Raw genomic sequence first — 14,974 nt, forward strand, 5'->3', positions numbered from 1 at the left:
AAATATTATTTATCACTTAATCTATCTTTAACATATTCTATTTCTGTTTTACCGTGTTCTTTAGGATTGCCGTCTTCATCTAAAGAAACCATAACAATTTTATCTATTTCTATAATTGTTTTTCTTGTTAGTTTGTTTCTTACACTACAAGTTAAAGTTATAGAAGTTCTACCATATTTAACAACATCAATTCCTATTTCTATAATATCACCTTGTCTTGCAGAACTTACAAAATCTATTTCAGACATGTATTTAGTAACCGTTTTAGGTATTTCTAGCTGTATTATTGCATAAATGGCAACTTCTTCATCAATTAATTGCAAAAGTCTACCACCAAATAAAGTACCATTAGGGTTTAAATCTTCTGGTTTTACCCATTTTCTTGTGTGAAATCTCATATATTCTTATTTTTATATTTTTCCATAATATTTTCTTACAAACCATTCTATTGTAAGTAAACTAATTATTACAAATAAAATCCATTGCCAATCTATTAAATTTTGTTCTTTAGATGTAGATTGTTGTATTGTATAAAAAGATTTATTTTTTAATAATTCTTCTTTTAAGTTTTTAAACTGATTATTATAAAATTGCTTTCCGCCAGAACTTATTGCTAGCTTATTTAACTTTTTATTATCTGCATTTGTAAATTGTTCTTCAATTTGATAATCTGTAATTTTAAACTTGCCAATTTTAGTAATGTTTTGCCCTTTTACACTAACTTTATAATTGTAGTTACCAGGATTAAGAACCTCTGTATAAACCTGATAAGAATTATTATTTAATGTAAATGGTAATTTTATTATTTTATTAGTATCGGTATTTGTAAGGGCAATTTCTAAATTAGCTCTGGTATCAAATTGATAATTTTTATCTGTATAAATTGCTGAAATATTTACAGTTGAATTTGCGGTGTACAAATTTTCTACATCTACCTCTAAACGACTTCTTTTTTTATTGTTTGCTAAAAATTGAATTAAGTTTCCAATAAATTCATCAAATTCATTAAAAGAACTAGAATTTAAAAAACTAGCAGATCTCCATTTCCAAATTCCTTCACCAAATAAAATGCCTATTTTTTTGTTATTTTCTTCTATTGTTGCCAATAAAGGCTGATTTGTTTGTAAACCTTTTATATTTTGAAATAATAAAATTTGATGTTCTTTGTAGATATTAATATCTCCATAAAAATCTATTAGGGGCGGAAATTGATTAAAATTAATATCGTTTTGAGAAAAAGGCAAAAAAGAAGGATTGTATATTGCTTGATAATTTTCTTTAAGATCGATAAAATTCTTAGAAAAACCAATATTTTGATTATTGATAAAATTCCAATTTGTTTTTTTTCCTGTTAACAAAAGATAATTTATGTTTTTAGATTGTAACAGACTTAATATTTTATTAAATTTATTATTCGGCTGATATAAAATAACTAATTGAAAGTCATTTATTTGGTAGTTATTTTTTTCTATTAATTTAATTTCTACCGAACGCTGTTTATTAGTTTCTATCGATTTTTTTAAAACACCTAAATCTGGATGTAGAATAGAGCTTAAAATTAAAATTTTTGTTTGCTGATCTATTACTTCTACAGAAAAGTTTTTAGAATTATTTTTTACATTTTTTTCTCCTGAAATTTTTTGAATTGTTGCAGAATAATATTGCAAACCTTTTTTATCTGAAACTAAATTAGTTGTAATTGTTTGCGAGTTATTTTTTTCAGAAAAGTTAACATTTTTGGTAAAAACAGTTTTACCATTTTTACTAATAATTAATTTAGAAGAAACAGGTTTTTCTCCTTCGTAATTCAATAAAATTTCAACAGGAAATTGATTCTTTACAAAACTATACTTGTTAACATTTAAATGACTTATTTTTAAATCAGTATATTTAGTTGTATCTCCAAAAACTATTGGATAAACTTTCTGTTTAGATTTAATAAACTCATAATCATCACCTATTGTTTGGTTACCATCAGATAATAAAATTATTGGTGCTATTTTGTTTTTATTTAATTCATTTGCAGAAATAATTGCTTTAGAAATATTAGTTTCATTCTCTGTAAACGTAAAAGAATCTAATTGGTGTAATTTTTGCCCGAAAGAAAAACTATTAATTTCAAATTTTTTCTGTAAATCTTTATCTTCTATAATGTTATTAGCAAAAGAAGTTAGATTTTTTTGTTCCTTAAAAAAAGAAATTGACTTAGAATTATCAATTAAAACATTTAAAGTTGGTTTACTTTCTTCTAATTTTAAAGTTTTTATTTTAGGATTAATAAGCAGTAATAACAACAAAAAAAGACTGATGGCTTTTAAAGAAAACAATAAGACGTGTAATTTAGAGTTCTTTTTTTCTTTATAAAAATATTGAAAAAAAGCAACAAGAACACTTAATAAAAGTGCTAAAAAAATATAAAAGAGAGTTATAATTTGCAATGAATTTTATTTGTTTGCAAGTTAAAAAGAACTATTTATTATAGTTATAAAATTTTAATTTTATTTAGTTATAAAACAAAAAAAGAGCACTATTAAGTGCTCTTTTTATAAATGTTATTTTTTTAATACAGACTAAAATAGTCACTATCCATCTTTTCTCCTACCAAAGATAAATCATCAACTAAATTCTCTATAAATCCTTTTAAATCTTCTTGAAAATCTTCTATACATTTATATCGATATTCATACATTAATTTACCCACTAAAAAGGCGGCAGAATCTTTGTGCGGACGCTCTTCTTTTGTTAAAAAACTCATATAATAATTAATACTATTTAAAGAGTTCATTATAGATCTTGGGCAATGTGGGTTTAATATTAAAAACTCTAACACATTATAACTAGAAGGGGCTTTTCTGTAATAACCTCTCATCATATCATAAGTTTCTACACATTTTAACAATGTTGTCCACTCATAACTAGTTTTAACTGGTGTTTGAAAATTTACATGTTCTATTAAAGCATCATTATATTTAGAGTTTATAATTCTTATAACTTGGTTTGCTCTTTCAATATAAACACCTAACATAATAATAGCGTACACTTCATCATGCAATAATGTTGCTCTAATTTTAGTTCTTAAAGATGCAATATTAGATTTTATTAGGTTCGTAAATTCAAACAAACCATTTTTAACAAAGCGTTCTGCAGAATAATTTTTAACAGTTCTATTTAATGTATTAATAGATTCATACAATTCTGTAGAAATTAAATCTCTTGCTCCGTTTGCATTTTGTTGGGCAAAACCGATAGAACTATAAATCGAATAAAATTTATCCGGATTTAGTCCAATATCATATAAAACATCTCTTTCGTTTAATGGTTTATTAAGTTTTAATTCTTCTTCATCTGCAACAAACAGCATAGAACGTAAAACAAAATCTCTAGATTGTGCAAGCTCACTTGGCGCATCTAAAGAAGAAAAATAATTTACGTTTAAATACCTTGCTATGTGCTCTGAACGTTCTAAATAACGTCCCATCCAAAAAAGATTATTGGCTACTCTTGCTAACATATTTTTTTATTTATTTTTTTAAAACCCAAGTATCTTTAGAACCACCTCCTTGAGAAGAGTTTACAATTAAATTACCTCTTTTAAGTGCTACTCTTGTTAAACCACCTTTTAGTACAAAATCTTTGTCTTTACCTAACAATGTAAACGTTCTTAAATCTACGTGTCTAGGTTCAAAAGAGTTTTCTTCTTCTATGTAAGTTGCATGAGTAGAAAGAGACATTATTGGCTGAGCAATATATTTTCTTGGGCTTTCTTTAATTGTTGCTTTTACTTTTTCAATTTCTTCTTTTGTTAGTTTATTACCTATAGAAATACCATAACCTCCAGATTCATCAACAGGTTTTACTACTAATTTATCAACGTTTTCTAGTACATATTTTAATTCATCTGGTCTACTACAATGATAAGTATGTACGTTGTTAAGTATTGGTTCTTCATCTAAATAATACTTAATAATTTGAGGCATATAAGTATAAATAGCTTTATCATCTGCAACACCTGTACCAGGTGCGTTTACTAAACAAACTTTACCTTTTAAATAAGAATTAAATATACCAGGTACACCTAAAACAGAATCTGGATTAAATACCTTTGGATCTATAAAATCATCATCTATACGTCTATAAATTACATCTACCCTTTCTAAACCTTTAATGGTTTTCATGTAAACAAAATCATTTTCTATAAATAAATCTCTACCTTCTACTAACTCTACACCCATTTGTTTTGCTAAAAAAGAATGTTCATAGTAAGCAGAATTGTATACACCAGGTGTTAATACAACACATTTTGGAGAGTCTACTCCTTTAGGTTTTACAGATTCTATAATTTCTAATAAATTTTGTCCGTAATCAGAAACGTTATGAGATTTATAATGATCAAATACACCAAATAAAGTTCTTTTTAAAGCTTCTCTGTTTCCAACAACATAACTAACACCAGAAGGACATCTAATATTGTCTTCTAAAACATAATACTCTCCATCTGAGTGTTTTATTAAGTCTGTACCAGAAACATGATTGTAAATTCCGCCAGGAGGATTAAAACCTTTCATTTGTTTTAAATAACTAGCCGAAGAATTTATCAATTCTATAGGAACAATACCTTGTTTAATAATCTTTTGATCATGATATAAATCCCAAAGAAAAAGGTTTAACGCTTTACTTCTTTGTAATGCTCCTGCTTCTAGTTTTAACCATTCACTATTACCAATTATTCTAGGAAATAAATCAAAAGGAAAAATTTTCTCTTTTGTTTCTTTATCTCCATAAACTTGAAATGTTATTCCTTGATTAAAAAAAGCATCTTTAGCTTTATTATTTAATGAAACAAAATCGTTAACAGAATATTCACTAAACAATTTAAACAAGGTTTGATAAACTTCTCTAACTTGTTTATCTTCTGTAAATATTTCATCGTAAAACCTAGAATCAAACTCGTAGGCAGAAAAAATTGGTAAATTATTGTACGTTTTCAAATTGTAATCTTTTAATGTAAAACTAATAAAATTTTAATATAAACCGCAAATTTTATTAAATTATTTTCATAAAAAAATCTCAAACATTAAAGTATATAATATATATTTACATATACTTTGAATTATCAATAATTTAAAGTAATTTTCACGACATTTATTAAAAATAAGAATACGTACAAAACAACAATAATTTATATTTTCTTTTTTTAATTTAACATTAACAAAAAGAAAAATTTAAGATACATTTTAATAAAAGTTTAAAAAATTAAATAACCTTTTATCGTTCATTAATATTTATTTAATTTCACATTTCGATTTAACCTTACAAAAAAACTATGGCATTAAAAGTTGTAATATCTCACAAGACTAAATATATTTATGACCGCTCTGTAAATCTGTCACCTCATATTTTTAGATTAAGACCGGCACCGCATAGTAGAACTCCAATAGAATCTTATTCATTAAAAATAGAGCCAAAAGATCATTTTTTTAATTGGCAACAAGATCCTTTTGGTAACTATTTGGCACGTGTTGTTTTTCCTGAAAAAACAAAAGAACTGTCTATTGATGTAGAAATTATTGCAGATTTAAAGACAATAAATCCATTTGATTTTTTTGTAGAAGAATCTGCAGAAGAGTTCCCTTTTGAGTATTCTGATGTTCTTAAGAAAGAATTAATACCATATTTAGAAGTTACTGAAAATGGAAAATTAATTAACGATTTTATTAAGACCATAGATTTTACACCAAGAAAAACAATCTATTTTTTAATAGATATTAACCAAAAAATATATGAATTCTTAAACTATAATATCCGAATGGAACCAGGTGTGCAAACCTGTGAAGAAACTTTAGAAAAAAGAACGGGTTCTTGTAGAGATTTTGCTTGGTTATTTGTACAAACTTTACGCCATTTAGGATTTGGCGCACGTTTTGTTTCTGGATATTTAGTTCAATTAAAATCTGATGAAAAATCTTTAGACGGACCTTCTGGACCAGAAGAAGATTTTACAGATTTACATGCTTGGGCAGAAGTGTATATACCTGGCGCTGGTTGGATTGGTTTTGATGCTACTTCTGGTTTATTGGCAGGAGAAGGTCATATACCTTTAGCCTGTACTCCTACTTTTGAAAGTGCAGCTCCTGTTTATGGTTTGTCAGACAAATGTGAAACAACTTTTGAATTTGAAAACTCTGTAGAAAGAATTTTTGAGTCTCCAAGAGTTACAAAACCATACACAGATATACAATGGAAAGCCATTGAAAAATTAGGTCATAAAGTAGAAAAAGAACTACAAAAAAATGATGTTCGTCTTACCATGGGTGGCGAGCCTACTTTTGTTTCTATTGATGATATGGAATCTGCACAATGGAATACAGATGCAGATGGACCAGAAAAAAGAGAACGTGCTGCAGATTTATCCAATAGACTTTTAAAAACAATTGGTAAAGGTGGTTTTTTACATCATGCACAAGGAAAATGGTATCCAGGAGAACCATTACCGAGATGGTCTATAGAGTTATGTTGGAGAAAAGATGGTAGAAAAATATGGTTTAACCCAGATTTATTAACAGCAGTTAATGGTTCTCCAAAGATAGAAAAAGGTACTGATAAACTATTTTTAGAAACTCTTACTACCTATTTAGATGTTACCGACACTCATATTAAACCTACTTATGAAGATGCCTTTTATTTTCTTTGGGAGCAAGGTAAAATGCCTATAGATTTTAACCCAGGTGAAGATAAAGACAGTTCTATAGCAGAAAAAAAATTAAAAGAAATTTTAGAAAATGGCACTTCTTCTCCTGTTGGTTATGTATTGCCTTTAAATAAAACAGAAGGTAGTTGGTTTACTAGTTCATGGAAATTTAGAAGAAATTATATTTATTTAACACCAGGTAACTCTCCTTTAGGTTTAAGATTACCTTTAAATTCTTTAGAATCTGAACCAGAGCATGAAATTTTTCCTATATACGAGCCAAATCTTTTCGAAAAAAAGAAACGTTTGCCTAGTTTTAGACGAATGGTTGCTAAAAGAAAAGAAAAAGTTTTAACTAAAGGTATAAATGAAAACCTACCAAATTATTTTGTAAGAACTGCATTATGTGCAGAAATTAGAGAAGATAAACTTTATCTATTTCTACCGCCTTTAGATGATATTGCTAATTATTTAGACCTATTAGCATCTATAGAAGCTACAGCAAAAGAATTAAATATTCCTGTTATTTTAGAAGGATACGGACCACCACACGATAACAGATTAGAGTCTATGAAAATTACTCCAGATCCAGGAGTAATAGAAGTAAATATTCATCCATCACATAATTGGCAACAATTAATGGATAATACTTTTACCATTTACAATCAAGCAAAAAAATCAAGATTAGGCACAGAAAAGTTTATGATTGATGGAAAACATACTGGTACAGGTGGTGGAAACCATGTAACATTAGGTGGTATTACACCTAAAGACAGTCCTTTACTAAGAAAACCAAGCTTATTAAGAAGTTTACTTACTTTTTGGCAACATCACCCAGGACTTTCTTATTTATTTTCTGGAGCATTCATTGGGCCAACAAGTCAGGCACCTAGAGTTGATGAAGCTAGACAAGATAATTTATATGAACTAGAAATTGCTTTTAGCCAAATTCCAAAAGACGGAGAAGTCCCTTTTTGGTTAACAGACAGATTATTTAGACACTTATTAACAGATTTAACAGGTAATACACACAGAGCAGAATTTTGTATAGATAAACTATATTCACCAGATTCTTCTACAGGTAGATTAGGTATATTAGAGTTAAGAGGTTTTGATATGCCACCACATGCTCAAATGAGTTTACTTCAAAATTTATTAGTAAGAACTTTAGTTTCTTGGTTCTGGAAAAAACCTTATGAACATAAATTAGTTCGTTGGGGTACAACTTTACACGATAAATTTTTATTAGAACACTTTGTAAGAGAAGATATTAAAGATATTGTAAATCAATTAAACAAAGCAGGTTATGCTTTTAAAGAAGAATGGTTTAATCCGTTTTTCGAGTTCCGTTTCCCTTTACACGGTATGGTGCAAATTAATAATATTGATATAGAATTAAGAGCTGGTATAGAACCTTGGAATGTGTTAGGAGAAGAAATGACAGGCGGTGGTACTGCAAGATATGTAGATTCTTCTGTAGAAAGATTACAAGTTAAGTTAAATAATTTCACAAAAGAAAGATTTGTCTTAACTTGCAACGGTGTAAAAGTAAATGTTGAAAACACAGGAGTAAAAGGAGAATATGTTGCAGGAGTACGTTATAAAGCCTGGAACCCTTATTCTGCTCTACACCCTACAATTCAAACCGATACACCTTTGGTTTTTGATATAGTTGATACTTGGAACAAACGTTCTATTGGTGGCTGTACTTATTATGTAACACACCCAGGTGGACGTTCTTATGAGACTTACCCAATAAATAGCTTTGAGGCAGAATCGAGAAGAATTAATCGTTTTTGGGATTTTAACCACTCTCAAGGAGGAGTTGAAACTATAGATGAAGAAAAGAATAGAGTAAAAGAAGAACAAAACGAAAGAGAAACAAATGTAAAAGAACAAGGAAGTTCTAAACATTTTAGATATCAAGAAATACCTAAAAACCCAGAATTCCCTAATACTTTAGATTTGAGATTGAAAAAATAATTTTCTAAATATTTATGCCTGATAAAAATTTGTTTGAAAAATATTTCAATGATTTTGAAGACTATGATGAAGTTTTAAAATCTGACATGACGATAAACCCAAATTGGGAAAAATTATTAAATAATTTTTCTACAATTGGTCAAGAAGAACTTACTGAAAAACAAAAACAAATAGATTGGCTATTAGCTGAAAATGGAGTTACCTACAATGTATATAATGATCCTAAAGGATTAAACAGACCTTGGAGTTTAAATATTATTCCTTTTATTATTGAACAAAAAGAATGGTTATCAATAGAAAAAGGATTAAAACAACGTGCTGAATTACTAGACTTAACTTTAAAGGATATTTATGGTAAAAGAGAACTTATAAAAAATAAAATTATACCACCAGAAGTGGTTTATTCTCACAGAGGTTTTTTAAGAAATTGTGATCAAATACAATATAATACTTCTAAAAATTTATTAATACATTCTGCAGATTTGGCTCGTGGGCCAGATGGTAGAATGTGGGTAGTTAACGATCGTACAGAAGCACCTTCTGGTATGGGATATTCTTTAGAAAACAGATTTTCTATAAGGCATTCCGCACCAGATTTATCTAAAAACATACATGTAGAACAACCTTTTTCATTTTTTAAAGATTATCATCAATTACTTATAGATTCTGCACCAGTTAAAAAAAAGAATACAACAATTGTTATTCTTACACCTGGCCCTCATAATGAAACTTATTTTGAGCACGCCTACTTATCTTCTTATTTAGGATATCCTTTAGTTAAAGGTAATGATTTGGTTGTAAGAAATAACAAAGTTTTTATTAAAACTTTAAAAGAATTAATACAGGTTGATGTTATTTTAAGACGTGTAGATGGTGCTTACACAGATCCTTTAGAATTAAAAGGAAACTCATTTTTAGGAGTTGCAGGATTATTAAATGTTGTTAGAAAAAACAATGTTAGTATAATCAATCCTATAGGAAGCGGTGTTTTAGAAAACCCTGGTTTAATTCCTTTTATGAATTCTATTTGTAAATATTTCTTTAAAGAAGATCTTATTTTGCCACAAATAGCTTCTTGGTGGTGTGGTCAAGAAAAAGAAAGAAATTTTGTTTTAGAAAATCTTACTAAATTAGTAGTAAAACCTATAGATAGAACCAATAGAGAACATATTTATTTTTGCGAATTATTAAGTAGTGATGAATTAGAAGAACTAAAAAAACAAATTTTAGAAAAACCTTACAGATTTGTAGCTCAAGAAAAAATATCATTTTCTACAGCGCCTAACTTTACCAATAAAGGCTTAGAACCTAGAAAAGTAGTTTGTAGAACTTTTTCTGTAGCAAAAAATGATTCATACAGTGTTATGCCTGGTGGTTTAGTTAGAGTTGCAGCAGAAAAAGAAAAACTACGTGTATCTAATCAAAGAGGTGGTACAAGTAAAGATTTTTGGATTACAAATTCGGTTAAAACTGCTCCTACTTCTAAACAACGTTATCATTGGCATAATAATAATACCAACACATTAGCAGGTATAGATAATTTACCAAGTCATACAGCAGAAAATTTATTTTGGTCTGGTAGATATTTGGCAAGAACCTTAGTTACAGCTAGATATATTAGAATGGTGTTAAATGAATTGGTAGATTCCGATTCTAAAAGTTTAGATGTCTTATTAAAATCGATAACTCATTTAACGTCTATTTTTCCTGGTTTTACAGGTATCAATGAAGAAGCAGCTTTTAAAGATCCTTTAAAAGAAATTGCCATTGTTTTATTTGATAAAAATAAACAAGGTAGTTTGGCTTATTCTATACAAGCATTTTCTAATTCTTATTATTCTTTAAGAAATTTATGGTCTAAAGATATGTGGAGAGTTTTTGATGCTACTACAAAATCTTGGAATGACTTTAGTCCTGAGAACCATAATAACTTAAAAAAAATCATAAAATTATTAGACAGCATAATTACCAAACTAATTGCTTTTATGTGTTTAATTGAAGAAAGTATATTGGTAGAACAAGGACTACTACTCTATTTTATTGGTTTACAAACAGAACAGGCAATGATGTGTATTGATAAATCAAGAGCATTATTGGTGTCTAAATATGATGAACAAACTGAATATGAAATTTTAGAATCTTTATTAGACAGTCATGAAAGTTTAAATATTTACAGGTATAGTTTTAGATCTCATTTAAATATAAAAAACGTAATAAATCTTATTCTTTTAGATAAATCTTATTCTCGTTCATTAAAATATCAATTAAATAGAATAAGAAGAGATGTTTCTAGATTACCAAATAAAAACCAAGATATTAAATTATCAAATTCTTATTTATTAATTAAAGAAGCATGTGATCTTATAGAAAATGCAGATGTGGATAGCTTTGTTTTAACAGAAGATTCGGTGTTTACAAGAGCTCAATTAGATGAGTTTTTAGCTAAGTTAAGTAACCTAATCCATCAAACATCTTTGTCTATCACAAATACATATTTTAATCATTCAGACCAACAACAACGACAATTAATTCATCAAAAACAATCCGTGTAATGTTGTTTAAAGTTATCCATATTACTACATACGATTATGATGAGGCTATAACGCATTGCCATAATATAGCAAATTTAAAACCTATAGAATTTTTAGGTCAAAAATTGGTTAATTACTCAATAGAAGTTACACCTACACCTTCTTATATAGAAGAAGATATAGATTTTTTTAAAAATATTATTTGTAGATTTTCTATAGAACAGCCTCATAAAAAATTAATTGTAAACTCTACAAGTATTGTTGAGCGTAATTTTGATTTACAACCAGATATTTATTCTTCTTTAATTGTAAAAAAAACTACGGTACAAGATGTAATTAATGAATTAAAAAAAGGAACAGAAGAAATGTTATCTGTTCATGATTTTACATTAGATTCTCAATTTATAAAAAACATTTCACCAGAAATTAAACAGTATGCAGAAGTTTCTTTGCAGCCAAATAGAAATGTTTTTGAAGGAACTAATGAGTTAATGAAAAGAATATTTAAAGACTTTACATTTGATTCTAACTTTAGTACTATTGCTACACCTTTAGATGATGTAATGAAAGCTAAAAAAGGAGTTTGTCAAGATTTTGCGCAAATAAGTATTGCTTGCTTAAGATCTGTAGGTTTACCGGCTAGGTATGTTAGTGGCTATATAGAAACATTACCACCTCCGGGAAAAGAAAAATTAGTAGGTACAGATGCATCTCATGCGTGGTTTTCTGTTTACATACCGCAATTTGGTTGGGTAGATTTTGATCCTACAAATGATCAGATACCAAAAAATCAACATATAACCACTTCCTACGGAAGAGATTATTTTGATGTACCACCTTTAAAAGGTGTTTTATATGGATCTGGAAATAGTAAAATGAAAGTTTCTGTTGATATTAGACCAGCATAAATACTATGTTATTAAATAAATTCACTTAGTGATAATAAAGCTAAAGAGATTTTTTAACCCTTTATACAGGAGTTGGGAACAATTAAAACAAAAATTACAAATGAAAAAAATATTACCAATTATTCTGACAATTTTATTTTTTTCTGAATCATATTCTCAATGTGGACAATATATTGAAAATAAGTTAAGTGCCCTTTCAGATGTTAGATTTTGGGACGAAAACAATGGATTTGTTATTGGAGGTTCTTCATTACTGACAACCAATAATGGAGGAGTTTCATGGGAAACATATGAACTGCCACATTACCAAGCTTTTTATTATAACCCATTAAATGATGTCGAGTTAATTGATTCTAACAAAGCATTTGTTTTTGGTGCAGATGGAATTATTCTTTTCACTGAAAACAAAGGAATAGATTGGGAAAGAAGAATAGGAATTACAGGTCTAGAAAATTTTACAGGAGTTGATTTCATTGACAGTGACAGAGGTTATTTAGTAGGAATAGACGATTATTTAGTTAATGATACAGCTTTTTTATACAAAACAACTGATGGTGGAAATTCTTGGTTAAAAGTGACATCAAACATCTCCTCAATTGATTTTGGTGATTTTAGTCCTAAAGATATTTTATTTCTAGATGAAAACATTGGTTATGTTTGGGGAGGTAATACATTTTATAAAACTACTGATGGTGGTGAGACATGGGAATACGAAAATAATCCATCAAACTCATACATACAAAAATTACAATTCATTGATTCTCAAACTGGGTATTTAAGTGGAGGTAGTTCTATTTACAAAACTGTTGACGGTGGGAATTCTTGGACACAAACAAGTTATTACGTTGAATGGACTACAGGAGCATTTACAATAAACAATAACTACTTGTATTACTCAAGTTATGTTGTAAATGGAATTAAAAAAGTTAATATAAATAGTGATACTGAAGAAAGTGCTAATATCAACCAAGATGGTTTTTTAACCGATATATATTTTATAAATGACAATGTTGGGTTTGCTGTAGGCAAAAAAGAACAAGTGCCGCCTAATATGGGAAGATTCATATTTAAGACTACAGATGGCGGAGCTAGTTGGGCTCAACTTGATAGTGGTTCGCCAAGAGAAGGGAACTCTAATAATGCTAGCTATTTTAAAAAAATTAATGAAAATGAATATATATATTCGGTAGTTAGTGCAGGCAATTTTACCCATTCATCAATCTTAATTTCTCAAGATAAAGGTTCTAGTTGGAAAAAAGTTTATGAAACTGAGGATGTTGTTGGCTATACTTTATATGCTGAAGGTGATTATATCAGTCATTGGAGATATTCCAATCCAAATAATTATGGTGAAGGTTATATTATATCCGAATCTTTTGACAAAGGAACAACTTGGACTGATGGTTCTATTTTATATTTCAGTGACCTTCCATCAGATATTTATTTTTCAGCAAACGGTTTAACTCAAGTATCTGTTAATAATTTGTTTTTATATGGACTACAAGGGAATATTTACCAATCAACAGATAAAGGTATTTCTTGGAGCATAATACAGATTCCTGATAATCTTTTATATACACAATACAAATTTGTTAATCAAAATGAAATTATTCTATATGCTTCGGATTCTACTACAAATGAACCTTTGGTCTATAGAACTAGTAATAATGGTTCTACATGGGATGAAATTCTAAGGCTTGAAGGAGTTCAATATAATGTTACTTTTGAGTATGATAATTCAAATCATATATATATTTATTCAAATAACCCTGTAGGTAAGCTTTACATTTACGATATTTTAAACCAAAACCTTATTGAAAGGGAAATCCCATATTATATAAATAAAATAAAAGCAATAGATAATGATTCATTTATAATACTTGATAATAGTGGAAACCTATATATTTCTCATGATAAAGGATTAAACTGGTCTCAGCGGTTTTGGGCTGATTATAATAGCTCTTATCCAAATATTTACGTAGAAGATGAGAATAACATTTTCTTATGGGAGTATAATTTTATTCAAAATTTAAAAACATATATACCTTTTGAGCCTGAATTAATATTTGGAAATAGTAACGCTTTAATTAACACAGAAGAGGAATATATAATTCCTGTTGATTTATTTTCAACAACAGAATGGATATTAGAAAGTGGCGGAACATTAATAATAGATAGTAACACCAGTTATTATAAAGTAAAAGTTTTATGGGATACTGAAGGAACGCATACACTTAAAGCTAAAAGAGTCAATGACTGTGGAGAATCAATACTTACTGAAATTAATGTTGTTGTAAATACCGTATTAAGTCTTGAAGATTTTGATAAAAATGAAATTTTGGTTTATCCAAACCCATTTAACGAAAATATTTATTTAAATCTTCCTAAAAGTTTTGAAAACCAACACCTGAATATATCTATAACAAATATTTTAGGGCAAACTGTTTATGAAAATCAAATAAACTATTCATCTCAAAAAATAGAATTGAATAACATACCGAATTCAATCAATTCTGGTGTTTATTTTATCAATGTAATATCAGGAAATTATTCAATGACAAAAAAACTAATTAAAAAATAAAATAACTGTTGCCAACATTGGTTATAAACAATTGCTATTACATGCTCATCCTGAAAATTCCTACGCAATTTTCAGTTTGGTGTGTACTTGCAAGGTTAATGTTACCCCACGCAACTGTTCATAACCGAAACCGTTAGGCACAAACATAAAAAACGAGGGTCTATTCAATAACTTAACGCAACAAATCTAAAATTATAGATTTGTAAAATGGAAGTAAAAAAACATAGACGATTAACCCTTAAAGAAAGAGTCATTATTCAGACCCTTTTAAAAGAAAAAAAGA

8 protein-coding genes are annotated in these 14,974 nt (G+C 28.1%); 4 read left to right on the forward strand and 4 right to left on the reverse strand.

Features of this window, described 5'->3' with window-relative positions; translation table 11 throughout:
* Positions 1-5: 5 nt before the first annotated feature.
* The 4 genes from KI686_RS10525 to KI686_RS10540 all read right to left on the reverse strand — a co-directional run bounded on the left by KI686_RS10525 (position 6) and on the right by KI686_RS10540 (position 4,988).
* Positions 6-398, reverse strand: a complete 393-nt coding sequence (locus KI686_RS10525; RefSeq protein ID WP_237589248.1) for an acyl-CoA thioesterase — start codon at positions 396-398, stop codon at positions 6-8.
* A gap of 12 nt (positions 399-410) precedes the next feature.
* Positions 411-2,438 (reverse strand): VWA domain-containing protein, encoded by a 2,028-nt coding sequence (locus KI686_RS10530; protein WP_237589249.1) that lies wholly within the window; start codon positions 2,436-2,438, stop codon positions 411-413.
* A 122-nt stretch (positions 2,439-2,560) separates the two neighbouring features.
* Positions 2,561-3,511 (reverse strand): alpha-E domain-containing protein, encoded by a 951-nt coding sequence (locus tag KI686_RS10535; RefSeq protein ID WP_237589250.1) that lies wholly within the window; start codon positions 3,509-3,511, stop codon positions 2,561-2,563.
* Positions 3,512-3,521: 10 nt separating this feature from the next.
* The gene (locus tag KI686_RS10540) at positions 3,522-4,988 is read right to left on the reverse strand and encodes a circularly permuted type 2 ATP-grasp protein (protein WP_237589251.1); all 1,467 of its coding nucleotides are present in this window, start codon (positions 4,986-4,988) and stop codon (positions 3,522-3,524) included.
* A 335-nt stretch (positions 4,989-5,323) separates the two neighbouring features.
* On the opposite strand from KI686_RS10540, the gene KI686_RS10545 reads away from it, so the two are divergent.
* From KI686_RS10545 to KI686_RS10560, 4 genes are all read left to right on the forward strand, one after another.
* Positions 5,324-8,671, forward strand: a complete 3,348-nt coding sequence (locus KI686_RS10545) for a transglutaminase family protein (protein ID WP_237589252.1) — start codon at positions 5,324-5,326, stop codon at positions 8,669-8,671.
* A gap of 14 nt (positions 8,672-8,685) precedes the next feature.
* Positions 8,686-11,223 carry a circularly permuted type 2 ATP-grasp protein gene (locus KI686_RS10550; protein WP_237589253.1) on the forward strand — a complete coding sequence of 846 codons (2,538 nt, stop codon included), beginning with the start codon at positions 8,686-8,688 and terminating at the stop codon, positions 11,221-11,223.
* Positions 11,223-12,110 (forward strand): transglutaminase family protein, encoded by an 888-nt coding sequence (locus KI686_RS10555; RefSeq protein WP_237589254.1) that lies wholly within the window; start codon positions 11,223-11,225, stop codon positions 12,108-12,110. Before KI686_RS10550 ends, KI686_RS10555 begins: the two co-directional genes overlap by 1 nt.
* Before the next feature lie 100 nt (positions 12,111-12,210).
* Positions 12,211-14,691 (forward strand): T9SS type A sorting domain-containing protein, encoded by a 2,481-nt coding sequence (locus KI686_RS10560; protein ID WP_237589255.1) that lies wholly within the window; start codon positions 12,211-12,213, stop codon positions 14,689-14,691.
* The last annotated feature ends 283 nt before the right edge of the window (positions 14,692-14,974 follow it).

The sequence above is a fragment of the Polaribacter sargassicola genome (assembly GCF_021991835.1).
GTDB classification, from domain to species: Bacteria; Bacteroidota; Bacteroidia; order Flavobacteriales; family Flavobacteriaceae; genus Polaribacter; species Polaribacter sargassicola.

What these genes read in the sequence shown, in the direction of transcription:
- KI686_RS10525 (WP_237589248.1), bottom strand. Translation starts at nt 398, where the DNA reads ATGAGATTTCACACAAGAAAATGGGTAAAACCAGAAGATTTAAACCCT.
- KI686_RS10535 (WP_237589250.1), bottom strand. Translation starts at nt 3,511, where the DNA reads ATGTTAGCAAGAGTAGCCAATAATCTTTTTTGGATGGGACGTTATTTA.
- KI686_RS10545 (WP_237589252.1), top strand. Translation starts at nt 5,324, where the DNA reads ATGGCATTAAAAGTTGTAATATCTCACAAGACTAAATATATTTATGAC.
- KI686_RS10550 (WP_237589253.1), top strand. Translation starts at nt 8,686, where the DNA reads ATGCCTGATAAAAATTTGTTTGAAAAATATTTCAATGATTTTGAAGAC.
- KI686_RS10555 (WP_237589254.1), top strand. Translation starts at nt 11,223, where the DNA reads ATGTTGTTTAAAGTTATCCATATTACTACATACGATTATGATGAGGCT.
- KI686_RS10560 (WP_237589255.1), top strand. Translation starts at nt 12,211, where the DNA reads ATGAAAAAAATATTACCAATTATTCTGACAATTTTATTTTTTTCTGAA.